The organism is Corallococcus sp. Z5C101001, assembly GCF_007352635.1.
Classification (GTDB): domain Bacteria; phylum Myxococcota; class Myxococcia; order Myxococcales; family Myxococcaceae; genus Corallococcus; species Corallococcus silvisoli.
Map to the genome: position 1 here is coordinate 1 of NZ_VKLU01000018.1, position 25,233 is coordinate 25,233.

A 25,233-nucleotide genomic window follows, 5' to 3' on the forward strand; every position below is an offset into this window, starting at 1 on the left:
TCAACTACCTGGCCCTGGTGCAGGTGGCGCTCATCTTCTCCTACCTGCGCCACCTGCATCCATCAGACACGGCCTAGCGCCGTCAGCAGGATGGCCACGGAGGGGGGCACGCCGGGTCCCTCCGTGCCCTCGCGAGCGTGCGGGCGGTGGCGGGGCGGCCTGGACGCAACGCTCGTTGGAAGACCACCTGATGGGTAGTCTCCAGAGTTCATGCGTCCTCGCTCCCCACTTCACCCAAGGCTGACGCTGGCGGCGCTCCGGGACCTCGCGGGCGAGCCCTTGTTCGACCGGGCCCAGGCGTGGCTCTCGCAGGATGCGGTGAAACTGCAGCCGCCCTCGGAGGATGCCATCCGGGGCACCGTGTCCGAAGGACGCCGGCGCTCCTTCGACGCGGGCATCCGCGTGGATCCCGATTCCGATGGGTTGCTGCTGGACTGTGGATGCGAAGCGTACTGGGACGAAGGCGTCTGCGCGCATTCGGTCGCGGTCGGGCTCGCATGGCTCCAGTCCGTTGCCCCACGGCTTCAGGGCCAGCCGTCACACGCCTCCCCGCGAATGGCGGATGTCCGCGTACGGCCCTCCACGCCGGAAGCCCTTCACGACTGGCTCGTGGAGCACCACGTGGGCCGCGCGAGGAGCGTGCCCGTGGCAGTGCTCGGGCCCCTGTTACCTGACTTCCTCTCGCGCCATCGACTCCACGCCCTGCGCAAGGCCACGGTGGTGGACGCGCTGGAGGGCGGCTCGAAGCTGCGGAGCCTGAAGGTCTCCGAAAAGGAGGCCCTCGCGGAAGCGGCATGGCGGTGGGTGCGCGACGAGGCGGGGCGGGTCTCACGGGGGCTGGCGCTCGAAGCCGCCGCGAAGCCCCTGTCCCCACCCACGGATGCACGCCTCGCCCCCGTGCAGGCGGCGCTCCTGCGCCTGCGCGCGCGCCTCCGGACCCAAGCCCTGCCCCGGCTGCTGGCACCTGCCCCTGTCGCCACCTTGGGGGAAAGCCCCTTGCGGCTTTTCGCGCGGGAGCCGGAGCTCGCGGCGTGGAGCCCTTCTTCTCGTCAGGGGGACCCTTCAGAGGAGCGGGGGCAGGTGGTGCTCGACCCTCGCGCCCTGCTGGAGGGGCGGGCCTGCCTGGCCTGTCCATGCTCGCCCAAGGCCCATGAGGCTTCCTGTGTCCACGCCCTGAGCGCCGTGGACTCGGTGCTGGAGTTGCTGGTGTCACTCCGGCAGACCCCACGCGCCACGAAGCTGTCGGAGTTGCTCTTCGAAGCACCGGGCCGCGAGTTGCTGACGTCGCTGGAGACGTCCCTCCAGGGGCGCGCGCTTCGCGAGGCCGCTGGCACGGAGGACTTCGTCACTTTCAGGCTGGAGCCAGGACCTCCGCGTGGCTGGCGGCTCCAGGCCTACCTGCACCTGCCCGCGAAGAAGGGCGGGTGGACTCCAGGTCGCGCCGTCACCTGGTACGACCGTGACAAGGCGCTCCGGGCCCTCCAGGGATTGGACGAGCGGCAGGCTTTCTCCCTCATCGAGGCGGAGGGCATGGTGGGGCAGGGCTCTCTGCACTTCGGGAGCGATGCCGAGGGGACGAGCGCGTCCTATGCCCTGCTCCTCCAGGCCCTGCGCACGCTCTCCCGAAGCTCCAGCCTCCGTCTCTCCAGCGTCCCGGACGTGCCCGCGCGGGTGCGGGAGTCGCCCCTGGGCTTCGCGCTGGAGCCGGACGGACAGGCCCTGCGCCTGCGGCCGGCGGTGGATGGACGCCCCGTGGCCGCGGAAGACCTGACACCGCCGCCCGCGGGCCCTCGGGCCTCCCAACCCTGGCTGCTCGTGGAGCCCGGTGTTCCCAGCGTCACCCTGGTGTCCGTTCCTCCGGACGCCGTCTCACTGCTCAAGTCGCTGAAGCTCCACGGCACCTACGTGGCCGCTTCCCAGCGCGACGCGCTGCTGGGACACCTCTCCGCGCTGGAGGCGGCCTTCCCGGTAGCGCTGCCACCGGCCCTGGAGGCCCGCCCCGTGGAGGCCTGGCCGGGCCTGCTGGTGCGCCTGCGCGAGGTGGGGGACGCGTCCCTGGAAGGTTCGCTGCTCGTGAGGCCGCTGCCGGAGGCCGGTCCACAGCCCGTGGGCGAGGGGGCCCCCGTGGTGCGTGGCCTGCGAGGCCGGGAGCGGGTCATGGTCCGACGGGACCTGGACGCCGAGCGCGCCCGGGCGGACGCGCTCCTCGAGCGTCTGTCATTGCCTCCAGGGGCCTACCGCTTCACTCGCGACACCGCGGAGGCCGCGCTCCCGCTGCTGGAGGCGCTGGAGCCGCTCGCGGGACCCGAGCTGCGCGTGGAGTGGGCGGAGCAGGCGTGGACGGTGACGCGCCCGGAGACCGCGAACCTCCGGGTCCAGGTGCGGCGGGAGCGCGACTGGTTCGGCGCCAGGGGCGGCGTGGAGCTGGATGGAGCCCGCGTGGAGCTGGCGCTCCTGCTGGACGCCGTGCGCCGCCGCCAGCGCTACATCCCGCTGGGAAAGGGACGCTGGATGCGCCTCACGGAGGCACTGCGCGAGCAACTGACGCCGCTCGCGGACATGGCGCATGCCGGACGGCAGGGGCTGGAGGTGAGCGCCGCGGCGGCGCCCGTCCTGGACACGCTCGAGAAGGCCGGCGTGCGCGTCCAGGCGCCTCCGGATTGGCGCGGGCTGGCGCGGCGCATCCACGAAGCCCACGCGCGCACGGTGCGCGTGCCCCGGAGCCTGAAGGCGGAGCTGCGCGACTACCAGCGCGAGGGCTTCGTGTGGCTCGCCCGGCTGGCCTCATGGGGCGCGGGCGCGTGCCTGGCGGACGACATGGGGCTGGGCAAGACGCTCCAGGCGCTGGCCCTGCTGCTGGCCCGCGCGGCGGACGGGCCCGCCCTGGTGGTGGCGCCTACGTCCCTGCGCGGCAACTGGGCCCGCGAGGCCGCGCGCTTCGCCCCGTCGCTGCGCGTGCACATCTGGCAGGACGCGGACCGGGGCGCCCTGCCATCCCTGCTGGGCCCTCGGGACGTGTTGATCATCAGCTACGGATTGCTGGTCAGGGACGTCCGCAAGCTGGCCTCCGTGACCTTCGCCACGCTGGTGGTGGACGAGGCTCAGGCGGTGAAGAACCCGGACACCGCCCGGGCCCGCGCGCTGCGCACCGTGAAGAGCGACGCCCGCGTGGCCCTGACCGGTACGCCGGTGGAGAACCGCCTGTCGGAGCTGTGGAGCCTCTACGACCTGCTCTTCCCGGGACTGCTGGGCGGGCGTGAGTCCTTCCACGCGCGGTTCGCCGTTCCCATCGAGCGCGACCGGGACCCGGAGGCCCGCGCGTCCCTGGCTCGGCTGGTGCGCCCCTTCCTCCTGCGCCGCACCAAGGCCCAGGTGGCGCGCGAGCTGCCCCCGCGCATGGAGACGGTGGTGCCCGTCACCCTGTCCGACGCCGAGCGGCGCTTGTACGACGACGTCCGGCTGGCGGCGCTGGCGCGGCTGGACAGGGGGACGCCGGACAAGAATCCGCGCTTCGAACTGCTGGCGGCGCTCACACGGCTCCGGCTGGCCGCATGCCATCCCCGGCTGGTGGATCCAGACACGGGCCTCTCCTCCTCCAAGCTGGAGCGCGTGCTGGAGCGGGTGGTCGAACTGTTGGCGGAGGGCGGCCGCGCGCTCGTCTTCAGCCAGTTCGTGCGCCACCTGGGGCTGGTGCGCGAGGCGCTGGAGTCCCGGGGCATCGCGTTCCAGTACCTGGATGGACAGACGCCCGCCGTGGAGCGGCAGGCCCGCGTGGAGGCCTTCCAGCGAGGGGAGGGCGCGCTCTTCCTCATCTCACTCAAGGCGGGTGGCACCGGCCTCAACCTCACCGCCGCGGACCACGTGCTGCACCTGGACCCGTGGTGGAACCCCGCCGTGGAGGACCAGGCCTCCGACCGCGCCCACCGCATCGGGCAGACGCGCCCCGTCACCGTTTCGCGTTTCGTCGCGGAGGGCACCATCGAGGAGGCCATCCTCGCCCTCCACGCGGAGAAGCGGGACCTGGCCGACAGCCTGCTGTCGGAGGCGGATGGCGCCGCCGCGCTGTCGCCCGAACAGTTGTTGGGGTTGCTGCGCTTCGGGGACGGGACCCACGGGCCTTGAGGCGACCCGCGCCTGACGCTCCCCGGAGAGGACACCCGCGCGGCGTTTCTGGAATAGGGTGCGCTCCCGCCCGTTCCCGGGCGCCGCTTGGGTCTCTCTCCAGGAGCGAGGATGTTCCGTCCGCCGTTGTCGTGGTTCGCCTGCGTGGCCCTGCTGGGTGCGTCCCAGTCATGGGCCCAGGCCCCCCAGCCGTCCCCGGAGGCCGCGGCCTCCACCCCCGTCGCGAAGCTGGGCGCCAGCATCCAGGCCCGCACGCTGAAGAACGGGCTCACCGTCGTCGTCTGGCCGGACCACGACATCCCCAACGTGGCCCTGGCCAACTGGTTCCGCGTGGGCAGCCGCAACGAGCGGCCCGGCATCACCGGCCTGTCCCACTTCTTCGAACACATGATGTTCAACGGCGCGAAGAAGTACGGCCCCGGTGAGTTCGACCGCGTGATGGAGGCCCACGGCGGCGCCAACAACGCCTTCACCTCCGAGGACGTCACCGTCTACCTGGACTGGTTCCCCGCCTCCGCGCTGCCCCTCATCCTGGACCTGGAGCAGGACCGGCTCCAGTCGCTCGCGTTCGACCCCAAGGTCATCGAGTCCGAGCGCGGCGTCGTCTACTCCGAGCGCCGCTCCTCCGTGGACAATGACAACACCGGCGCGCTGATGGAGCAGGTGCAGGCCACCGCCTTCGTCGCGCACCCGTACCAGATTCCCGTCATCGGCTGGCCGTCCGACATCGAGTCCTGGCGCATGGAGGACCTCCAGCGCTACTTCAAGACCTACTACGCGCCCAACAACGCCACGCTGGTCATCGCCGGAGACGTGGAGCCCGCCCGCCTCTTCGAGCAGGTGGAGGCCACGCTGGGCACCATCCCCGCCCAGCCCCCGCCGGAGCCCGTGCGCACGAAGGAGCCCGAACAGCAGGGCGAGCGGCGCGTCATCGTGAAGAAGCTGGCCCAGTCCCCGCTGCTCCAGGTCGTCTACCACGGCCTGTCCGGCAATGATCCGGACGCGGAGGCGCTGGAGCTCCTCGGCCTCATCCTCACCCAGGGAGACTCGTCCCGCCTGCACCGCAAGCTGGTGGACGAGGCGCGCGTGGCCATCCGCGTCCGGAGCAGCACCTCCGGCGGCTTCGATCCGTCGCTCGCGTGGTTCCTGGTGGACCTGCCGCCCGGCGGCGACCTGGCGAAGACCGAAGCGCTGCTCACCGCGGAGCTGGCCCGCGTGGCGAAAGAGGGCGTCACCGACGCGGAGCTGCGCAAGGCGCGCAACGTCGCCCTGGCCGCCTTCTGGCGCAAGCTGGAGACGAACGACGGCCGCGCCCGCGAGCTGGGTAGCGCCGCCACCTTCCGAGGGGACTGGAAGGCGCTGCTCGACGCGCCCTCGCGCTACGAGAAGGTCACGCTCGAAGGCGTGCACAAGCTGGCCGCCCGCATCTTCAACTCCGACCACCGCACGGTGGGCTGGCTCGTCCCCACCACCGCCTCCTCCACGCCGGCCTCCAAGGAGGGCTCGCGATGAGCGCCTTCTTCCGCCTCCGCTCCCAAGGACTCCACGCGATGCGCGCGCCCACCCGTCTTCGCACCGCGCTCGCCGCGCTGCTGCTCGCCTCCGGCTGCGCGTCCACCCGGTCATCCGCGCCCGCCGAGCCCCCCGCGCCCGCCGCCTCCATCCCCGCGGCTCCAGCTCCGGCCCCCGCCGAGGCCCCGTCCCCGACGAAGGGCGTGACGCTGCCCGAGACGACCACCGTCACGCTGAAGAACGGGGCGCGGCTGCTGCTCGTGGAGAAGCACGACCTGCCGCTCGTGGCCTTCTCCGCGTGGCTCCGGGGAGGTTCGAGCACCGACCCCGCCGGCAAGGAGGGCCTGGCCGCGCTCACCGCCCAGCTGCTCCAGAAGGGCGCGGGCTCCCGCAACGCCCAGCAGTTCGCCGAGGCCGTGGACGGCGTGGGCGGCGAGCTGGAGGTCGTGCCGAACCGCGAGGCGCTGCTCCTCAACGGCAGCTTCCTGGCTCGCGACTCCGCGCTGATGGTGGAGCTGCTGTCGGACCTGCTCATGCGTCCGCGCTTCGACGCGCAGGAGCTGGAGAAGGCCCGCGCGCTGCGCGTGTCGGAGATCGCCACCGCCAAGGATGGCGACCCGCGCATGCTCATCGGCGTGTACTTCAACGCCTTCCACTTCCCCGCGCACCCCTACGGCCGGCCGCCGCTGGGCAGTGAAGCGTCGCTGCCCACCATCGGCCGGAGCGACGTGCTCGGGTGGGCGAAGGCGAACCTGGGCGCGGACCGGCTCATCCTCTCCGTGGTGGGTGACTTCGACGCGAAGGCGCTCGGCGCGAAGCTGGAGGCCGCCCTGGGAGGCTGGGCTCCCGCGGGCCAGCCGCTCTCCGCCGTGCCCGCCACCGCGCCCACGAAGGGCCGGCGCGTGCTGCTGGTGGACAAGCCCGACGCCACCCAGACCTACTTCGCCATCGGCAACACCGGCATCCGCCGCACCGACCCGGACCGCGTCGTGGCGGAGCTGTCCAACACCGTGCTGGGGGGGCGCTTCACCTCGCTGCTCAACACCGAGCTGCGCGTGAAGACCGGCCTCACCTACGGCGCCCGCTCCAGCCTGGCCCCCGGCCTCCAGGCGGGCCCGGTCACCCTCACGTCCTATACCCAGACGGCCACCACGGGCCGCGCCATCGACCTGGCGCTGGAGGTGCTCGCGCGCTACCGCCAGGACGGCGTGGATGACGCCATGCTCACCTCCGCCCAGGCCTACGTGCAGGGACAGTTTCCCCCCACGCTGGAGACGGGCGAGCAGCTGGCCATGAAGCTGTCGGAGCTGGCCTTCTACGGCCTGGACGCGCAGGACGTGAACGGCTTCGCGAGCGCCGTGGCCGCCACCACCCGCGACAGCGTCCGCGCCGTGAACCAGCGCGTCCTGCCCGCCAACGAGGACCTGACCCTCGTCCTCCTGGGCAAGGCGGACGCCCTGCGCGACGTGGCCCGTAAGTACGGCCCCGTCACGGAGATGAGAATCTCCGACAAGCAATTCGCGCCGCCGCCCGCCCGGTGAAGCCAGACGGAGGTAGGCATAGCGATTGAACCCCGCCTATATAGATTTAACGGTTAAGTCTATATAGACATGAATTGACCCCCTTCGGGTATAGAAGGGGTGTCAGGTCGGGGCCGGGACCGGACAGTCATTCAGTGTTTGTCCTCTGGGCCCATCATGTCCATGCGTCGTTTGTCGTTGTTGCTCGTCCCCGCCTGCGCGGCCTGGTTGGGCTGCGGGGAAGCAGCGCCCTCCTCCGAAGAGAGGAGTCCCCGGGGGCTGCCGGTGCTGACGCCGCGGGAGGGGACCGCGGTCATCTCCCAGGACGACGTCCTGCCCGGCTGTGGTGAACCCGACGCGGGCACTGGTGCGGGGGACGCGGGCACGCCCGACACCTCCGTGCTGGTGACGGCTGACAGCCGCTACCACTCCAGCGCTGGGGTGACGGTGGTCCCGGAGAGCCTGGCTGGCCGCGACCTGGAGATCCTCATCCCCCACGGCATCGACTTCGACCGGCGCACGGGTACTCCGGTGGCAGGGGGCATGCGCTTCGACAACGTGCCGGACGGTGAGTACTTCCTGCGCGCGAACCGGCTCTACTTCCTGACGCGCGCGCGCCACTTCGACCTGGGGCTGAACCGCATCGGCCGTCCGGACGCCGTCTACACGTCCATCATGGAGTCGACCGCGTCCCTGTCCTTCACCCACCTGGAGCCCTGGCAGGACTGGACGTCCGCCTACGACCCGGGCAGCTCGCTCCAGGCCACCAGCGCGGACGTGGACCTGTACGCGCCGCTCTCCCCCAATGAGTACCCGACGGCCGGGGCCACGACGCTCGAGGATCCGGTGGCCTGGGTCTACAGCGGCTCCGGCCGCGGGCTGCCCGCGCTGGATGCCACGAAGGGCGACCGCCTCTACGTGAACCAGCTCAATTCGGTGGGGGCCGGCACCCTCCCGAGCGGCGGGCCCCTGGTCTACTCCACCGTGGTGAGCAGCCTGCACCCGCCGGCCTTCTCCTTCACGCCGGACGGCACCACGTCCCTGCCGTTGTCGGGCGCCTTGCAGCCCGTCGCGCAGCAGCCGTTCTCCATGGAGTGGCGCCTGTCGGAGTTCACCCGCTGGCGCACGGACGCGAACCCCACCGGGACGCTCAGCACGCCTTCGCTGTCGCTGTCGCCCGCGCCGTTCGGCTACCAGGACGGCTGGGTGGGCTACCAAGGCGAGCTGCTCACCCTGACGCTGCCGCGCGGTGAGGACGGCGTCATCGCGCGCCGGCTCGCCTACGGCAATCCCTATCCCTCCAGTTCGGGCGTGGTGGGCACGGTCGGCTATTCGTTCCGCTCCGCGACGCCGGTCGTCGTGGGGACCCGGAACCACTACCCCAGCGGCGGCATCTACGTCATCGACCGGTTGGACCACCTCATCGCGGGTCCCCTCCAACCGTCCATCTCGCCGCCCCGCGAGCTGCGCATCGACGGGGTGGATGCCTACGCGTCGCGCGTGGTGGGCACCACGCAGCCGGTGTTCAGCTGGCGGCCTCCGGTCCAGGGGACGCCCAAGGCCTACGTCCTGTCCGTCATCCAGTTGGTCGGCACCTTCGACGCGAACCCGACGCTGCGCTTCTACGTGCCTGGGGACAGGACGCAGGTCCGGCTGCCGCCCAACCTGCTGCTGCCGGGCACCGTCTACTACGCGCGGGTGACAGCGGATGGCTCTCCGAACTACGAGCCCTGGCGGGCCCCGTACATCACCGCGGAGCTGCTGCCCAACGTCAGCGCGGACACGTACAGCGCTGCCTTCACCACGCCGTAGTCCCGGCGGGAGCCCGCCCGCTACCGCGCGCCCTGGCGGTGGCGGGCGAGGCACTGCTGATAGCGCGCGTCCACCGACTTCGCGAACCACGCGGTGGTGCGCTCGCCGCTCAGCTTCACGCTCTTGAGCAGCACCTGCGGGAGCTGGGCGTAGGCGGGCGCCTCGCCCGTCTGCTTCGCGTACGCGCGCTTCACCGCGAGGTACGTGTCGGTCTTCTCGAAGTCCGCCGTCTTCTCCTGCTCCACGTCCCGGCGCACCCGCCGCTCGCTCAGGTCCGGCGCGTAGCGCTGGCGAAAGAGCAGCAGCGCCTTGAGGCTTTGACTGTCCTCGCTTCGTGGCTGCCCATTCCTGTCATACAGTTGCAAGTCCCCATCCGTCGCGAGGGTGACCCCGGTGAGCTGGCTGACCTGGGCTTGCAGGGCGGCGTTGCGCGAGCTGTAGACACCGCCGTTGTAGTCCGCGAAGCGGTAGAGCGGTTCGTCGTACGCGGCCTCGAAGCCCAGCAGCCGTGACGTGCCGTACCGGACGCCTCCCGCGCGCGTGTAGAGCGACTCGCGCACCTGCACCGGGTCCGCGTCCGGGCCCGCCTTCTCTTGCGCGTACCGCACGCTGACCTGCATGGAGCCGGCGGTGGTGACGGGGTTCTGTCCCGCGAACGACGATGGACCGAACAGGGAGCTGGCCAGGTCCGCGGCCGCGTACGCCGCAGGGTACTCTTCCTCATAGTACGCCAGCATGTCCCGGAAGAGCCGGTCCAGGTCCCGCTCGGTGCGCAGCGCGTCCAGCCGCGCCCCGAAGGTGCGCTTCGCTCCCTTCGCCTTCGACGACAGCACCTCGTCCAGCAGCCGCCGCCCCAAGGGGCCCAACCGTCCCGCCGTCCCGTCCAGCTTCTGACGCACCAGCTTCGCGAGCCCCGGCACCGCCGGGTCCGCCTGGAAGCCCGACTCCTGTTCGATGATGGCCAGCACCTGACACACCACGGGCCCCGACGCCGGAATCGCCTCCGCGTCCAGCGCCGCCAGCACGTCGCGTGCCCAGCCCTCGCGCTCCGCGCCCTTCACCTTCGGGGGCAGCAGCCGCGCCACCTGCGCCACCGTCAACGTGGGCGGCGCCGGCACCTCCGCCACCGCCACCGGCGCCCGCGACGCACAGGCCGTGACAGCCAGCAACAGCCCCAGGCACCACATCCTCCGGTGGCCGACGTTTCGCCTCAGGTCAGCCTGCGGGTGCATGCGGCGCTCCATCCGGTGAAAACATTTTTTTGAGACATCCCGCGCCCACTCCCGTTTCCTCCGCAGGCACCTGAATAAGCAGAATTGTTGATAATTTCGCCTAGCGAGAATTCCATGGCAGGCGAGCTTGTTCAGGGGGATTGTACAAAGCTGCAAAACGTACTTTCCCCAAAAAGTAGTTGCCCTGATGAATTCAAGTGTGTCACGTATCACCCGTTGTTTCTTGATGGAGGTATCGCGTTGGCTCATCGACTGTTGAAGACGATTGGCGCGGCATGGCTCGGCGTGGCTCTTTCGGCGTGCGGTACGCAGGGGTCCACGGGAGACGAGACGCAGGCGCCTGAGCAGGAGAAGTCGGGCGAGGACATCCAGAGCACGTTGAACGCGCTCGGCGGTGCCCAGGTGTTGGGTGTGCACGCGGACGGCATCCCCGACAGCATCCGTGGCGAGCTGGGCCGGATGGATCTGAAGGTCAACACGCTGGCTGGCGGGCGGAATGTGCTCGCGGGCGTGGCGCCGGCCTTCCGCCTGAACGCGGAGGACATGGTGCTGCGCAAGGCGCACACCGACGAGCAGGGCAACCAGCACCTGCGCTTCACGCAGACGAAGAACGGCCTGCAGGTGATTGGCGGCGAGCTGGTCGTGCACGTGCGGCCGGACGGCACGGTGTTCCGGGCCAACGGCTCCGCGCGCGACGGCCTGACCGTCTCCGCGCTGCCGCGCATCGCGGCCCAGTCCGCGCAGGCGGCGGCGGTGGGCGCGACGGTGGGCACGGGCCTGGGGGCCGAGGGCGCGCCCCGGCTGGTGTACGTGCGCACCGAGGACGGCGCGCTGCGTCTGGCGTACGAGGTGACGGTCACGGGTGAGAGCAACCTGATGCCGGTGCGTGACCTCGTGTACGTGAGCGCGGTGGACGGCTCCATCGTGCTGCGCGCTCCGCAGATCCACTCCGCGCTCAACCGCAAGCTCTACAGCGCGAACAACGGCACCAGCACGCCGGGCACGCTCAAGCGCAGCGAGGGCCAGGCGGCCATCGGTGACTCGCATGTCGACATGAACTACGACATGCTGGGCTACACCTACAACTGCTACAAGACGCTCTTCAACCGCGACTCGCTCAACAACGCGGGCCAGACGCTCATCAGCACGGTTCACTACAGCAAGAACTACGTGAACGCCTACTGGGACGGCACCCAGATGGTGTACGGCGACGGCGATGGCGTGAACTCCATCGAGCTGGGCAAGGACGCGGACGTCACCGTCCACGAGCTGACCCACGCGGTGACGGAGAACGAGTCCAACCTGACGTACTCCGGCCAGTCCGGCGGCCTCAACGAGGCGATGTCCGACACGTTCGGCGCCATCTGCGAGAGCTGGTCCAAGGACTGGAGCATCGCCGCGGACGTCTGGATGGTGGGCGAGGACGTCTGGACGCCGAACATCCCGAACGACGCCCTGCGCTACATGGATGACCCGGCGAAGGACGGCGTGTCGCTGGACTGGGCGCCGAACTACAACGGCCAGGACGTGCACTACACCTCCGGCATCCCGAACCTGGCGTTCGCGCTGCTCTCCAAGGGTGGCAAGCACCCGCGCGGCCGCTCCACCATCGAGGTGCCGGCCATCGGCGTCGAGAAGGCCGGCCGCATCTGGTACAAGGCCAACACCGACCTCTACACGGCGAGCACGACGTACGTGCAGGCCAAGGCCTGGACCATCCAGGCGGCGGCGGACCTGGGCTACGACCAGGCCACGCAGGACGCGGTGAAGGCGGCGTGGGAAGCGGTGGGCGTGGGCGTGACGGTTCCGCCCCCGACCTCCATCCCGCTGACCAACGGCACGGCGGTGACGGGCCTGAGCGACAGCGCGGGCAACAAGAAGTACTACTCGCTGGCCGTTCCCGCGGGCGCCACGGCGCTGACGTTCACCATCTCCGGTGGCACGGGTGACGCCGACCTGTACGTGCGCTTCGGCGCCGCGCCGGATGCGTCCACCTACGACTGCCGTCCGTACGTCAGTGGCAACGGGGAGACGTGCACCATCACCAACATCCAGGCGGGCACCTACTACGTGATGCTCAACGCCTACGCCGCCTACTCCGGCGTGACGCTGAAGGGCAGCTTCACGGCTCCGGGCGGCGGCGGCGGCAACGTGCTCCAGAGCAACGTGCCGGTGACGGGCATCTCCGGCGCTTCGGGCTCCTTCAACACGGAGTGGGTCACGCTGGATGTGCCGGCGAACAAGACGGTCTCCATCTCCATCTCTGGCGGCACGGGTGACGCGGACCTGTACGTGCGCTTCGGCTCCTCGCCGACGACCTCCACGTACGACTGCCGTCCGTACTCGGCCGGCAACTCGGAGACGTGCACGCTCACCAAGACGACCGCGGGCAAGTACTACGTGAAGCTGAATGGCTACTCGGCGTACTCGGGCGTGACGCTCAAGGCCATCTACTAGCCACACCCGCTTCACGCCCCGCTCCCCTCGTGAGAGGGGAGCGCGGGACGAAGACAGGCACCCGGGGAGCCTCCATGGCTACCCGGGTGTCGTCGTTTCAGGCATCGAAGCCGCCGGGATGCTAGCGCCGCACCTGCACGTCGCGCGCGACGGTGCGACCGCCCATGAGGACGAACTGCGCGCGCACCGGGGTGCCCTCCTGGAGCTCCTGGAGGGACACGCGCTGGCCCTGGTGGAGGCCCCGGCTGCGCGGGTCGAGCTGGAGCTCGTACACGGTGCCCTCGCCGTCACGCACGTGCAGGCTGTCGCGGCCCACGTGGGTCACCCGGCCGCTCACCGCGCTGGACGCGATGATGACCTGCTCCAGTGGCCGGTTCGCGGACGTGTCCGTCACCGCCGCCTGCGCCGCCTTGGCCGCGCCCTCGTACCAGGCCTCGTCGTCGCGGGCCTGCACGGCCTGGGCGCCAATCATCACCCGGCCCTCGGAGGGGGCCTGCGTCCCGGGCTGTCGAGCGTCCGGGGCCCGCGGCGCGTTGCCCGGGGCGGTGAGGTCTTGTCGCGTGGGGGCGTTCGCGGGCGCCTGCGCGGTCGTGCCGCGCGTGGGCTCAGCCGCCCGGGGAGCTGGCGGGCGTGTCGCTCCGGGAGGGGGGGCCGTGTTCGGGGGCACCTGGGCGTTCGCGTCCGGCGGCGCACCGCCCTGGGGCCGGAGGTTGTCCCCCTGCGCGAGCGCGGGCATGACGGGCACCGTCGGTCCTCCGTTCGCGGAGTCCCGGGCCTGCATCATCGCCGGCGACGCCGCGTCCGCGTTGTTGTCCCCCTGGCACGCGGAGGCCAGCGTGCACAGCGCCACCATCCCCATCCACTTCCACCGTCCACCCATCCGACACCCTCCCGCAGGCGAACCTGCGGACGGCCCCTCGCCGGTGCAAGCGTCCGGCGTCTGGAAGGGGTGTTGCCTTCTGGAAGGGCGGGGCTCGTGGCTGACTACGCGGAGAAGGTGGCGGCCACGGCGCGCACGTGGTCGCGCACCAGGGCCCGCGCGGCGATCAGCTCCGCGGCGCCGGCGGGCGTGTAGCCCAGACAGAGCACCACGTCGTCCTCGGGGGCCGCGCGCGTGCCCAGCGCGGCGTAGTCGAGCGAGCGCGGGACGGGCTCGCCTTCCGTGTCGTGGGTGAAGCGGCCGAACACGGTGGCCTGCCCGTCGCGGCCGGGGGCTGTCTCCTTCAGGGCGAAGAGGCGGCGCATGGCGGCGAGCGAGTCAGGGCGCTCTCTCAGGAGCTCCGGGGAGGCGGGGCCGCCCAACTCCCACTCGAGGAGCTTGAGGCAGCCGCGCACGAACTCCACGTCCGTGATGACCAGCCCGTAGAGGTACCAGTCCGCGCACGCGGCCTGGACCAGCCGCGCCTGCGCGTCGGTGAGCCAACCAAAGGACGGGCAGGTGAAGGTCTCGCAGGTGGTGGCGCGGTAGACACCGCAGTCGCGCAGGTCCGCGCCGCCCGTCACCCAGGGATGGCCCAGGCAGCCCACCCGCTGCTTCTCCGCGTCCAGGAAGCCCAGCAGCGGACACACCCTCACGATGGGGAAGAGCGCGGGGGCGGCCCGGCTCGCGGTCAGCTCTCGCGCGGCCTCCGCGTAGGCCTCCAGGGTGCGAGGCGCGTGGGAGAGCCGCTCCGTCTGCGTCTCCAGTCGCCGGGTCAGCGCCTCGCGCGAGTGGTCGCGGAAGTTGTAGAGGCCGCAGCAGGCGCCGCACGAGGCGCCCCCGCCGGGCTGGCACAGGTGGAAGGAGACCGACATGCGCGCATTCTGGCGGAAGGCCGGGCGTGGCGTCCGCCCTCCCGTCAGAACCAGTCCGGGTGCATGCGGGCGTACGAGTCCTCGCCCGTCCGGCACAGGTGGGCCAGGAGCGGCACGCGCGGCACCTCCACGGCGAACCAGTACTGCGCGGCGGCGAGCTTGCCCTCGTAGAAGGCGGTGTCCTCGCTGGAGGGCGCGCGGGCGAGGCCCTCCTTCGCGGCGGCGGCCTGCGCGAGCCAGCGCCACGCCACGGCCACCACGCTGAAGAGCTCCAGGAAGTCCGTGCTGTGGCGGAGCATCACGTCCACCTCTCCCGCCATGCCCCGCGCGCCGAGCTCCAGGGTGAGGGCGCTGGCCTGCTGGAGCGCGTCCTCTAGCGCGTCGCTCCAGGTGGGGTCCACGCCCGCGGCCCGGGCGCGGCCGGTGGTGGCGCGCACCTCCTGGTCGAGCGCGTGGAGCGCGGCGCCGCCCTCCGCCACCGCCTTGCGGCCGAGCAGGTCCAGGCCCTGGATGCCGGTGGTGCCCTCGTGGATGGTGTTGAGCTTCTGGTCGCGCAGCCACGCTTCGGGCAGGTACTCGCTGGAGTAGCCGTAGCCGCCATGAATCTGGAGCGCGAGCGCGTTGGATTCAAAACCCTTCTCCGCCGGGAACGTCTTGGCGATGGGCGTGAGCAGGTCCAGCAGCAGCTGCGCGCGCTTGCGCGTGGACTCCCCTGGCGCGTGGTTCGCGAGGTCCGCCTGGGTGGAGGTGGCGAGCAGCAGCGACAGGCCGCCCTCCACGATGGCCTTCTGGCGCAGCAGCATGCGCCGCACGTCCGCGTGTTCGATGATGGGGGACTGGGCGCGCGTGGTGTCGCGGATGCCGGTGGGGCGGCCCTGGGGGCGCTCGCGCGCGTAGGAGAGCGACTCCTGGTAGGCGACGGCGGCGGTGGACACGCCGTTGAGGCCCACCATGATGCGCGCCTCGTTCATCATCTGGAACATGCAGGCCAGGCCCCGCCCGGGCTGGCCCACGAGCCAGCCGTGGCAGTCGTTGGCTTCGCCGAAGTTGAGGACGAGGCTGGGCAGGCCGCGCCAGCCAATCTTGTGGATGACGCCGGCCACCTGGACGTCGTTGGGGACCAGCGCTCCTGCCTGGGGCCTGCGCGCGGGCACGGCGAAGAGGGACACGCCGCGCGTGCCGCCCTCCGCGCCCTCGATGCGCGCGAGGGTCAGGTGGACGATGTTGTCGGTGAAGTCCTGGTCGCCGCCGCTGATGAAGATCTTCGAGCCCTGGAGGCGGTAGCCGCCATCCGGCGCGGGCGTGGCGCGCGTCTTCACGTCCGCGAGGCTGCTGCCGGCCTGGGGTTCGGTGAGGGCCATGGTGCCGGTCCACTCACCGCGGTACAGCCGGGCCATGAAGGTGTCGCGCAGGAAGGGCGTGCCAAAGACTTCCAGCAGGTGCGCGGCGCCCAGGGTGAGGCCCAGGTAGCCGTAGGCGCTCAGGTTGGCGGCCATGAGGTAGGCGCTGGCCACGGCGTGCACGGTGAGGGGGAGCTGCTGGCCGCCGACGTCGGGGGGCCGGGTGGCGGTGAGCAGGCCCAGGTCCACCATGCCGGCGTAGAGCGAGCGCATGGCCGGGTGGACGCGCACGCGGCCGTGTTCGAAGACGGGCGGGGCGGCGTCCATGGGCCGGTAGGTGGGGGCGAGCACCTCGCGGGCGAAGCGGCGGGTGCTGTCCAGGAGGAGCGCGAAGGTGTCGCGGGAGTGCTCCTGGAAGGCAGGCAGCGCGCAGAGGCTCGCGGTGTCCAGCGCTTCATAGAGCTGGAACTCCACGTCACGGTCCGACAGCAGCGGGTTGGGGCGGGGCACGCTCATGCCCCGGTTCCCTACCAGGATGCGATGGCGTCGTCGAAGTCGTCGTGGGGTGGACATTCACCGTCGGACGGAGGCGGTGGTGCGTCCGGGCAGGGGGCGTCGTGGCGGGGCGGCTCGGGGGTGGGCATGGGCAGGGAGGGCTGTCCCTTCCAGGTTCGGGGATTGGGGGCGACAGGGGGCTTGCCACACTCAACAACAAGGCCGGTGTCTTGCATTGACGCACCTCCATTTTCGGGAGTCCCGGCGGTCTTTGGACGAAGGTGTGTCCCGTGTCTGTCCATTGCCAGGAGGGGTCCCCGGAGTCGCGGGTGGGGTGGGGCGGGCAGGGGGGCGAGGCTCCGAGGGCCCCGCCGGGTACGGCCTGCGGGAGGGGCAGGCGAGACGCACCGTTGGGAGTGGAGGTGGTCCCGATGGTCATCATGGGTGCGTTGTTGGTGGGGATTGTCGTGATGGGGGTGGTGCTGGGCGGGGTCGTCATGGGCGGAGCGTTGGCGCACAAGAACGCGCGTAAGGATGACGCGCGGTGGGCGAAAGAAGCGGCGGACCGCGCGGCGCGCCGGGAGCGCGACACGTCCGGTCCCGGCCCGATGGGTGGCGAGCCCGTGCACGCGTGAAGGGAGCCTGAGAGGCCGCGGCGCTTCCGCTAGGATGCGCCGCCGTGCGATTCGCGCTGCCCTTCTGGATGTTGGTGCCGCTGCTCGCGGGATGCGCCTCTGGGCCCACGGCTCCGCTCGAGCCGGAGCGTGCCCGGGGGCCCTGGTCCGAGGTCCCCTCCGTTGAGATGCCCACCGGGGAGACGTCCATCCCCATCTCCCTGCTGCGTGACGTGGCGGATGCGTTGCTCCAGCTTCCGGGCGCGAAGGCGTGCGACCCAGGCACTCGAAGGCCCATCCCAGGGCTCTCCACGGAGTACTGCTCGACGGTCTACGTGGCGGGGACCCACCAGTCACTGTCATGGCGAGTGACCGAGCCCGTACGGGAGCGTCACAACCGATGCACGCCCTTCTACGCGGTCCAGGATGCGGATCATCCCCCCACCCAGGTCTGGGTCGTGGGCTACATTCACAACCACCCCTGTGGCGCGGGCCCTTCAGCTCAGGACCTGGTGGCCTGGCCCACGGATGCGTTCAGGCCCGCTGTCGCCATGGCGGAAGTGCGATTGATCCCAGGCAATCCCGCACCCGCCCGGTTCCAGTCGACGTTCCTGGAGATGGCGTCCGCGGTGGTCGCGGAGCGGCAGGATGGAACGCGCATCTTCCTGCGCTACTTTCCGACGGGTGAGATTGAGCAATGGAGCGAGGCCCGGCGTGGATGGGTCCTGCTGGGCCGCTGCGCACCGGCACCCGCCGGAGGCCTCAGTGTCGCGCCCCGGTGTGATGCAGGCTCCCTCCGGTTGCTGCATGAGTAGAGGAGGGTGGATGCGACAGGTGCATGGGTGGCTGGGGCTCCTGCTGGTGATGTCCGGGTGCAGGCACCCCTCGGCCGTGTGGAAGGGGGTCGTCGAATGGCCGGATGCGCGGTCGGCACGGCCCGTGACGAGCCCCATGCCCGCGGGCGCGGCACAGGCCGCGGTGGGGGCGGTCCGCGAGTTCGTCAGGACTCAGCCGCCTCGGCTGTTCTCTGGCTGTTCCCATCCCGAGGATGGCCTCAACGTCTCGCTCTTCACGGGCCCGACGCCCGGGCTGTACTACGTGCTGTTGGATCCCGACTTCGAGCGATGCGAGGGGCCACGAAGGCGCATCCTGGATGGGTGGTTCTTCTACGCAGTCACGCCTCACGGGGACGTGGTCGCGGAGTCCCCAGGTCCTCCCGACGAAGGCGCTGACATCGAGCCACCCCCTCAGGCGCCCGCTCCGCGAAACCCCTCGCAAGAGCCGCCGCCACTTCCAGCGCCCGTGCCTCCAGTGGTGCCTACCGGGGACGGGGAGCGTAGTAGCGGCGCAGCCAGCGGCTGAGGCCATCCAGGCCGGGGAAGAGGACTCGCTCGGTGATGTTCGCCTGGTCCAGCTTGTCCCGGACCTCCCACTTGAGCGCCGCCGGCACCACGAGCCGCCGCACCCCCAGGTGCTGGTGCCCCAGGAACTCGTTCAGGCTCAGCCCCGACCCGTTCATCACCGAGAACAACGCGAACTGGTTCACGATGCGCGCGTCCAGGGACGGCGGCTCGAAGAACAACACGAAGGGATGCCCCGCCAGCCCGTCGAACGTCGGCAGGTCCACCGCCACCGTCGCCAGCATCTCCCCGGTGAACACGTCCGCGCCCTCCAACCGCAACTGCTCACGCAGCGGCTGGGGCAATTGCTCGTTCGTCCGGTGGTAGTCCACGCACCAGACGGCGCCGTCCTCGGACAACAGGTCCTGGCGCTCCGTCATGAAGTGCAGCGCCACGTATGGACTGAACGTCCAGTCCAACAACCGCGTCGGCATCCCGTGATGCTGCGCGAGCGCCAGCCAGTCCCAGATGGACGTGAGCCGCTCCGTGCCCGGCACGCCCCGCGCGTACTTGCGGAAGGCCCGCAGCAGGTCCCGCTCCTGCCGCACGAACGCCCCCTGGCGGTTGAGCGTCGCCGTCAGGTCCAGCTTCGCGTCGGGAACCCCTCGGTAGACGAAGCTCGTCCGGAACCGGCCCAGGGGCTCGTTCCACGAGCCCGCGAACAACAGCTCCTGCAACTCCAACCAGGATGTGACACGACGCTCCTGCATCCGCTGTCCCCTCGCCCCCCGCCAAGGTGGCCCCTGTCCTCCAGGGACGCACCATCGGGAGCGTGGGAGGGGACACCGGGGGGCCGGGGTCCCTCAAGCCTGCTCACTTCCCCAGCGGGGAGGCATGGGCCTGACCGGACGCCCGGCCACCTCAAACACAAACATTCAACACACGACGACTACGGACGCCCGAAGTCCGCCGGCTGGGTGAAGGCATAGGAGCTGGCGCCCGGCGCCTTGTCCTGTTGGAACAGGGGGCACTTGGCGCACGTGAAGCTCTCCCAGTCCTCGCGGACCGCCTTGTCGATGCATCCGCCGTAGAAACGGCAGTGGACATTGCGGTGCTCCTCGATGGAGAACGTATCGGCCCGCAGCGGGAGATGGAACTCGGTGGGACGCGGCTGTGGACAAGGCATTGGGTTCTCTCTAGCCCCCCTCGTGGGTGCTGACTTCCTCTACTGACCGGTGCGTCGCGTCATTCCCGACATTCCCACGCCGGCGCACTGAACGCTTGCACCCTGTCTCATCGCTGCCAGCAGAAGACCGTGTGGGTGTGTGAGACATTGGGAGGCACCACAGCCTAATGATGCCGGGCGTCCCGGGCCCGCCCCGCCAGGGTGTCTGCCTTCACGCGGAGCAACCCGCCGGGCAGGCCGTCGGAATCTTCACCCCTGGAGGACTTTCCCGCGAAGATGCGGGGCGTGAGCCCCCCTGTTCGATCCCCCCTCGACTCCTCCCGCTGGCTGAGCGCCCTGGCCCTGGTGTCGCTCGTGCTGCTCAGCGGCTGTTCCGCCTTCTCCCGCGCGGTGCGTGAAGGTGACGGCGCCGTGAAGGAGCGCCACTGGGCGGAGGCCGAAGCCGCGTACCTGCGCGCCCTGGCCGCCGACCCGGAGGCCTCCGAGATCAAGGTGAAGCTGCGCACGGTGCGCAAGGAGTGGGGCGCGGAGGTGTACCTGGAGGCCGGCGCCGCCCATGCCTCCGGGGACCTGCCATCCGCCACCAAGCTGCTGGTGCGCGTGCTGGAGTTGGATCCAGACCATGAGAACGCCCACGCGCTGCTCGCCCAGACGCTGGAGGCGCGGGTGGGGGTGGCCCTGGGGCTCTTGAAGGAGGAGAAGCTCCAGGACGCCCGCGCCGAGCTGGACGCGGTGCTCGCCGTGGCGCCGGACCACGTGAATGCCCGCAAGGGCGTGGACGCGGTGCAGGTCGCGTGGGCGAAGCGCTTCTTCTCGAGCGCGGAGACGCTGGAGAAGGCCGGCAAGCTGGGCAATGCCCTGCTCGCCTACGTGCGCGCGGACCAGGAGCGCGTGGGCGCCACCGCTGCCCGGGAGCGCGCGGAGGCCGTGCGGCAGCGGCTGCGTGACGAGGTGGCCTTCCTGGTGGTGGCGACCCCCGTGGAGGACAACGCCCAGGCCCCGGACGTCGCCCAGCGCCTGGGCGCGGGACGGCTGGCCGCGGCCCTGCCCACGCAGCTGCCCTTGAAGGTCGTGACGGAGGCGCCGCCGGGCCGGGTGGGCGTGAAGCTGGACCTGGCCCTGGAGCGCGTGCTGCCGCTCAAGTCAGTGGAGGAGTCCCAGCGCAGCCAGCGCTACCTCGCGGGCAACCGCTCCGTGCCCAACCCGAAGCGCGGCCAGTACGAGTCCAAGCTGCTGGAGGCGGAGCGCACCCTGGAGGGCGTGGAGCGCAAGCAGGCCGCGGTGCTGCGCGAGTACCTGCGCGCCCAGGTGGAGCTGGGCACCCTGCGCGACGCCGCCGAGCGCTGCCGCGAGCGGGAGAAGCGCGAGTGCCGCACCGCCCTCCAGGAGTGTGGTGAGGAGGCCCGCGAGGCGAAGAAGCCGGGCAGCTTCCCGGGGGAGTGCAACCCGGAGCGCTGCTCGGGGCAGTGCACCCAGGACGAGGGCCTGTTGTCGCTGAAGTTCAAGGCGGCGCGCGTGTTGGAGGTCGCCGTGCAGGTGGCGCTGGACAAGGCGGAGTCCCAGCGCGTCGAGGTGCAGCGCAACCGCGACGCCGTCTTCCGCGAGCCCATCACCGTGGAGGAGCCCATGTATTCGGACTTCGTCTACGACGTGCAACTGCACCGGCTCACGGTGACGGCCACGGTGACGGCGGTGATGCGCGACCTCTTGTCGCCCCAGCAGGTCGCCGCGCCCAACACGCAGGACTACGCGGTGCTGCACGAGGACCTGGCCCACAAGGGCTATGACCGCTACGGCGTGCTCGCGGACCCCGTGCAGCTGCGCAACGAGCTGGAGCTGCGCGTGGACGCGGGTGACAAGGCGGTCGCGGACCTGGCGAAGCGCGTGAAGGAGCGCTTCGACGTGTATCGCGGCAAGCGCGTGGAGGACGCCCGGCGCGGCATGGTGCGCCCCGGCGCCGAGGACGTGGTGGAGACCGCCGTGCGCGCGCTGCTGCTCACCGCCGACGCGCCTCCGCAGGACATCCTCCAGCCCGTCGCCCGCGCGCGCGGCCTCACGAAGCCCGAGGCGCTTCTGGGCGTCGGGCAGTAGCGTCGCCCGAGCACGCGGCCTCGCGATGTCTTTCCAGGGGGCCGTGGTGTCGCTCGCGCGCGGCCCGTCACGAAGCCCTCCTGGGTGTCGGGCCGTGCCGTCGCTCGCGCGCGGCCGGTCGCGATGTCCTCCTGGGCGTCGGGCCGTGACGTCGCCCGCGCGGCCCGACGATGCCTTCCTGGGCGTCGGGTCGTGGCACGAAGCGCCCCTGCGTCGCGTTGCTCACCGTGCGCGGATCGGAGTCCGGCCTCCGCCCCGGTCCGCGCCCCCTCAGTCCATGCTGGTGCTCATCTCGGGGCGCTCCGTGCGCAGCACCTCCACCCGGCGCCGTCGCGCTCCCGCGATGGCCAGGTGCCACGCGGCCGCGGTCATCCCCACTCCGAAGCAGACCGCCCACAGCGCGTTGGCCCCAGCATGGCCCAGCATCGCGCCGCCCAGCGCGGGCGCGACGCTGGACGCCAGCCCCCACATCATGTGGTACGCGCCCTGATAGCTGCCGCGCAGCTCTGGCGGCGCCAGGTCCGCCACCACCGAGGGCGCCACCGGCGACTGCGCCATCTCCCCCAGCGTCCACACCGCCACGGCGGTCATCGCCCACGGCACGCCCGCTGGGAGCGCGTGCAGCCCGAAGCCCACCCCCGTCAGCACGCCCGCGAGCGCCAGCGCGGTGGAGCGCCGCATCCGACCCACCACGCGCGTGACGAACGGCTGCAGCGCGACGATGAGCACGCCGTTGACCGCCATCACGAGGCCGTAGTCCGCGGGGGACAGGCCCCGCGCGGACAGCGTCACCGGCAGACTCATGGTGCTCTGGAAGAAGAGCAGGGCCAGCGCGAAGACGGGCAGGCAGAAGGACAGGTACACGCCGTCGCGGAACGGCGTCAGCAGGTCCCCCAGCGTGGAGCGCGCCGCCAGGCTGTCCCTCGCCACCTGGGGCCGCGTCTCCGGCACGAACGCCCAGACGCAGCAGCCGTAGACGAACGTGGTCGCCGCGTCCGCGACGAAGAGCAGCCGGTAGCCCAACCCCGCCAGCAGCCCCGCCAGCGGCAGCGCGATGGCGAAGCCCAGGTTGATGACCCAGTAGAGCATCCCGTAGGCGCGCGCCCGGTCCTTTGGTGGCACCAGGTCCGCGACGGCCGCGGACACCGCCGGGCGGTACAGGTCTCCCAGGATGCCCAGGAAGAAGGCCGCCACCGCGATGCGCCCGGGCGTCTCCGAGAAGCCGATGAACAGCATCGCCCCCGACCCCAGCCACAGCCCTCCCGCGAGCGTCAGGCGGCGGCCCACCCGGTCCGCGAGCATGCCCCCCAGCGGGGCCGCGAGCACCGTGCCCGCGCCGTTGAGCGCCACGATGAAGCCCGTCTGCTCCACGCTGAAGCCGCGTTCGCGCGTCAGGTACAGCGCCAGGAAGGGGGCGACGAAGGACCCCAGCCGGTTCACGAAGGTGCCCACCCACAGCACCCAGTACGTGCGAGGCAGACCGCCCCCGCCCAGCGCTCTCAACACCGTGGCAACGGGATTCATGGAGGAGCGCCGACGGCCGCGTGGAGAAGGAACTGACCGGGGGCGCCCGGCGAGCATGCGCGCCCGTCCCCTGCGTTTCCACGGCCTCTCTGTCCTCGCCGGTCGGTTGGAGCCTCACGCATTCCAGTCACGTGGGAACGAGCCCCTTCACGGCGCTGGACTTCTCCGGCGCGCTCCTCCAGGGTGCCCGCCCCCACGAGAAAGGCGGGACGGAGCGCGGGCATGGGTCAGGTCATCGGACTGTTGGGGGCATGCCTGGTGCTGGGGGTGCTCGCGCGCCGCAGCGGCCGGTTCCCCGAGTCCACGGCGCAGGTGCTCAGCGCCTTCATCCTCAACGTGTCGCTGCCGGCGCTGGTGCTGCGCGCCATGCACCGGCTGGAGTTCGCGCCCGGGCTGCTGGTGGCCGCGGCGGCGCCGTGGCTGCTGTACCTGGGGGCGGGGGTGTATCTGCGGCTGCTCGGGCCCCGGCTCGGGCTGTCGCGCGAATCGGTGGCGGCGCTCATCCTCACCGCGGGGCTGGGCAACACGGCCTTCGTGGGCCTCCCCATGGCGACCGCGCTCCTGGGCCCGGACGGCATGGCGGTGGCGGTGGTGGCGGATCAGCTGGGCTCGTTCCTGGTGCTGGCGACGCTCGCCACCCTGACGGCGGCGAAGGCCCGTGCCGGGACGTCGCTGCCCGCGCGCACGCTCGTCCTCAAGGTGCTGCGCTTCGCGCCGTTCCAGGCGCTGGTGCTGGCGCTGGTGTTGCGGCCCTTCGCCTTCCCGGACTGGCTGGACGCGGTGCTGCGCCGGCTGGGTGACCTGCTCACGCCCCTGGCCCTCTTCGTCGTGGGCTTCCAGCTGCGGCTCCAGGGCGTGCGCCCGCGCGTGCCGGCGCTGGCGCTGGGGCTGTCCTATAAGCTGGTGCTCGCTCCGCTGGCGGTGCTGGGGCTGCTGATGTTCGCGCCCGGGCTGGCGCTGGTAGTGAAGCAGGCCACGGTGCTGCAAGTCGCCATGGCGCCCATGGTGACGGCGGCCATCCTCGCCGCCGAGTACGAGCTGGATCCGGAGCTGGGGGTCCTCATGGTGGGGGTGGGCATCCCGCTGTCGTTCTTCACCGCGCCGCTGCTCCTGGCCCAGGTGCGCTGACGCCCGCACGGGCGCTTCCATCCTCGCCGCCCCGGGCGCGTGCTCCGCCCGTGCGGGTTCTCAGGTGGGGAAGAGGCGCCCGGGTTCAGGCGAGCGCCATCGTTTCGAAGGAGAGCTCGACGCCATTGGGCTTCACGCGCATCTGGGGGCGCGACAGCACGTGGCAGTGGGGGCAGTAGCCATGGGCCCCGGCCGGCGTGGCCCGGATGGAGACCGCGCCGCCGCACATCATGCAGCCCTCGGGAAGATCGAAGTCCGCGAACCGCTCTCCGCTCTGGGTCTCGAATTGGGTCATGCCATTGAAGTAACGCAGGATCCGCGCGGCACAAGCAGACCGGTGTGTTCCCGCGAGGACACGGTATGGCGCCCCGCCCCTCCTTTCTGGGACGGCGGGCGGCCCCAGGTGCCTGGCTGCAAACGTTACCGGGGGCAGGCTGACTGCTCACCCCGCGACACCGCAACCCGTTGGCCGGGCTCACGAAGGCTGGCACGGAGATTTCATGGTGCGACCCCCAGGACAGCAACGGGACAGGGGAGGCGTGGGATGGGTGCAGGGACCACAGTGAAGCTCGTGTGCGACCGGAGGGGCTGGCGGGTGGACGTGGCCTGGGAGGGCGGGTCGCGGCGCTACCGCTACGCCAGCGAGGGGCAGGCGCGCTACTTCGCGGCGGTGTTCGCGCTGGGGCCTGGCGTGCTGCCCCCCAAGGACCATGCGCGAAGGCGGCAGGGGCCCCGCTTGCCCCTACCCATGCGGCCTGCTTTCGGAGAGGCTGTGCTGCATGAGTGATGCTCCCAAGCCCAAGCCCTTCATCCTCCCCAACCGGCAGCACGTCACCAAGGAGCCGGACCCCGGCGGCCGCTGGTCCGCGCAGTTCCCGGAAATGATTGGCTACACCAGCCAGGGCGGCGGCAAGGTGCCGGCCGACTTCGGCTGGAACACCAATCCCAAGCAGTGGCAGGAGGAGCTCACGCCGGAGACGCTGGCGGAGCGCTTCGAGGAGCTGCGCGTGCTGCCTCCGAAGAAGGAAGACCCCGCGCTGCCCGCGCCCGCGAAGCCCTGAGCGTC

General features: G+C 71.2%; 19 protein-coding genes. 11 read left to right on the forward strand and 8 right to left on the reverse strand.

Going from position 1 to position 25,233, the window contains the following annotated elements:
• Positions 1 to 210: 210 nt before the first annotated feature.
• From FOF48_RS32235 to FOF48_RS32250, 4 genes are all read left to right on the forward strand, one after another.
• Positions 211 to 4,122 (forward strand): DEAD/DEAH box helicase, encoded by a 3,912-nt coding sequence (locus tag FOF48_RS32235; protein WP_143908088.1) that lies wholly within the window; start codon positions 211 to 213, stop codon positions 4,120 to 4,122.
• 111 nt (positions 4,123 to 4,233) lie between these two features.
• Positions 4,234 to 5,634, forward strand: coding sequence for a pitrilysin family protein (locus tag FOF48_RS32240; RefSeq protein WP_143908090.1), 1,401 nt, complete (start codon positions 4,234 to 4,236; stop codon positions 5,632 to 5,634).
• Positions 5,635 to 5,672: 38 nt separating this feature from the next.
• On the forward strand, positions 5,673 to 7,175 hold the full coding sequence (locus FOF48_RS32245; RefSeq protein ID WP_143908280.1) for a pitrilysin family protein: 1,503 nt from the start codon (positions 5,673 to 5,675) through the stop codon (positions 7,173 to 7,175).
• A 156-nt stretch (positions 7,176 to 7,331) separates the two neighbouring features.
• Positions 7,332 to 8,966: a fibronectin type III domain-containing protein gene (locus FOF48_RS32250; protein WP_143908092.1), complete on the forward strand. Its 1,635-nt coding sequence runs from the start codon at positions 7,332 to 7,334 to the stop codon at positions 8,964 to 8,966.
• Positions 8,967 to 8,986: 20 nt separating this feature from the next.
• Here FOF48_RS32250 and FOF48_RS32255 read toward each other — a convergent pair whose 3' ends face one another.
• Positions 8,987 to 10,198 carry a DUF1615 domain-containing protein gene (locus FOF48_RS32255; protein WP_143908094.1) on the reverse strand — a complete coding sequence of 404 codons (1,212 nt, stop codon included), beginning with the start codon at positions 10,196 to 10,198 and terminating at the stop codon, positions 8,987 to 8,989.
• A 240-nt stretch (positions 10,199 to 10,438) separates the two neighbouring features.
• On the opposite strand from FOF48_RS32255, the gene FOF48_RS32260 reads away from it, so the two are divergent.
• A complete protein-coding gene (locus tag FOF48_RS32260; protein ID WP_143908096.1) occupies positions 10,439 to 12,655 on the forward strand; it encodes a M4 family metallopeptidase in 2,217 nt (738 codons plus the stop codon).
• A gap of 121 nt (positions 12,656 to 12,776) precedes the next feature.
• On the opposite strand, the gene FOF48_RS32265 is transcribed toward FOF48_RS32260, so the two are convergent.
• The 3 genes from FOF48_RS32265 to FOF48_RS32275 form a co-directional block, all read right to left on the reverse strand.
• Positions 12,777 to 13,535 carry a hypothetical protein gene (locus tag FOF48_RS32265; protein ID WP_255442914.1) on the reverse strand — a complete coding sequence of 253 codons (759 nt, stop codon included), beginning with the start codon at positions 13,533 to 13,535 and terminating at the stop codon, positions 12,777 to 12,779.
• 104 nt (positions 13,536 to 13,639) lie between these two features.
• Positions 13,640 to 14,449 carry a hypothetical protein gene (locus FOF48_RS32270; protein ID WP_143908098.1) on the reverse strand — a complete coding sequence of 270 codons (810 nt, stop codon included), beginning with the start codon at positions 14,447 to 14,449 and terminating at the stop codon, positions 13,640 to 13,642.
• 44 nt (positions 14,450 to 14,493) lie between these two features.
• Positions 14,494 to 16,305, reverse strand: coding sequence for an acyl-CoA dehydrogenase (locus tag FOF48_RS32275; protein ID WP_143908100.1), 1,812 nt, complete (start codon positions 16,303 to 16,305; stop codon positions 14,494 to 14,496).
• Positions 16,306 to 16,715: 410 nt separating this feature from the next.
• Between FOF48_RS32275 and FOF48_RS32280 the strand changes: the two genes are divergently transcribed.
• Together FOF48_RS32280 and FOF48_RS32285 are read left to right on the forward strand one after the other, a co-directional pair.
• On the forward strand, positions 16,716 to 16,919 hold the full coding sequence (locus FOF48_RS32280; RefSeq protein ID WP_143908101.1) for a hypothetical protein: 204 nt from the start codon (positions 16,716 to 16,718) through the stop codon (positions 16,917 to 16,919).
• Positions 16,920 to 16,963: 44 nt separating this feature from the next.
• Entirely contained in the window at positions 16,964 to 17,713 is a 750-nt protein-coding gene (locus FOF48_RS32285; RefSeq protein WP_186002158.1) for a hypothetical protein, read from the forward strand.
• Between the two features lie 503 nt (positions 17,714 to 18,216).
• Here FOF48_RS32285 and FOF48_RS32295 read toward each other — a convergent pair.
• Both FOF48_RS32295 and FOF48_RS32300 read right to left on the reverse strand, forming a co-directional pair.
• The gene (locus FOF48_RS32295; protein ID WP_143908105.1) at positions 18,217 to 19,008 is read right to left on the reverse strand and encodes an FRG domain-containing protein; all 792 of its coding nucleotides are present in this window, start codon (positions 19,006 to 19,008) and stop codon (positions 18,217 to 18,219) included.
• A 179-nt stretch (positions 19,009 to 19,187) separates the two neighbouring features.
• Positions 19,188 to 19,424 (reverse strand): hypothetical protein, encoded by a 237-nt coding sequence (locus FOF48_RS32300; RefSeq protein WP_143908107.1) that lies wholly within the window; start codon positions 19,422 to 19,424, stop codon positions 19,188 to 19,190.
• Between the two features lie 276 nt (positions 19,425 to 19,700).
• Here FOF48_RS32300 and traC point away from each other — a divergent pair, with 276 nt between their 5' ends.
• Positions 19,701 to 21,515 carry an outer membrane exchange accessory lipoprotein TraC gene (gene traC, locus FOF48_RS32305; protein WP_143908109.1) on the forward strand — a complete coding sequence of 605 codons (1,815 nt, stop codon included), beginning with the start codon at positions 19,701 to 19,703 and terminating at the stop codon, positions 21,513 to 21,515.
• Between the two features lie 270 nt (positions 21,516 to 21,785).
• Here traC and FOF48_RS32310 read toward each other — a convergent pair whose 3' ends face one another.
• Positions 21,786 to 23,039 carry an MFS transporter gene (locus FOF48_RS32310; protein WP_143908111.1) on the reverse strand — a complete coding sequence of 418 codons (1,254 nt, stop codon included), beginning with the start codon at positions 23,037 to 23,039 and terminating at the stop codon, positions 21,786 to 21,788.
• Positions 23,040 to 23,261: 222 nt separating this feature from the next.
• On the opposite strand from FOF48_RS32310, the gene FOF48_RS32315 reads away from it, so the two are divergent.
• A complete protein-coding gene (locus FOF48_RS32315; protein ID WP_143908113.1) occupies positions 23,262 to 24,167 on the forward strand; it encodes an AEC family transporter in 906 nt (301 codons plus the stop codon).
• Positions 24,168 to 24,252: 85 nt separating this feature from the next.
• On the opposite strand, the gene FOF48_RS32320 is transcribed toward FOF48_RS32315, so the two are convergent.
• Positions 24,253 to 24,462, reverse strand: coding sequence for a hypothetical protein (locus tag FOF48_RS32320; protein WP_143908115.1), 210 nt, complete (start codon positions 24,460 to 24,462; stop codon positions 24,253 to 24,255).
• A gap of 249 nt (positions 24,463 to 24,711) precedes the next feature.
• Here FOF48_RS32320 and FOF48_RS32325 point away from each other — a divergent pair, with 249 nt between their 5' ends.
• Positions 24,712 to 24,954: a hypothetical protein gene (locus FOF48_RS32325; protein ID WP_143908117.1), complete on the forward strand. Its 243-nt coding sequence runs from the start codon at positions 24,712 to 24,714 to the stop codon at positions 24,952 to 24,954.
• The gene (locus FOF48_RS32330) at positions 24,947 to 25,228 is read left to right on the forward strand and encodes a hypothetical protein (protein WP_143908120.1); all 282 of its coding nucleotides are present in this window, start codon (positions 24,947 to 24,949) and stop codon (positions 25,226 to 25,228) included. The genes FOF48_RS32325 and FOF48_RS32330 overlap by 8 nt, the downstream gene beginning before the upstream one ends.
• Positions 25,229 to 25,233 lie beyond the last annotated feature (5 nt).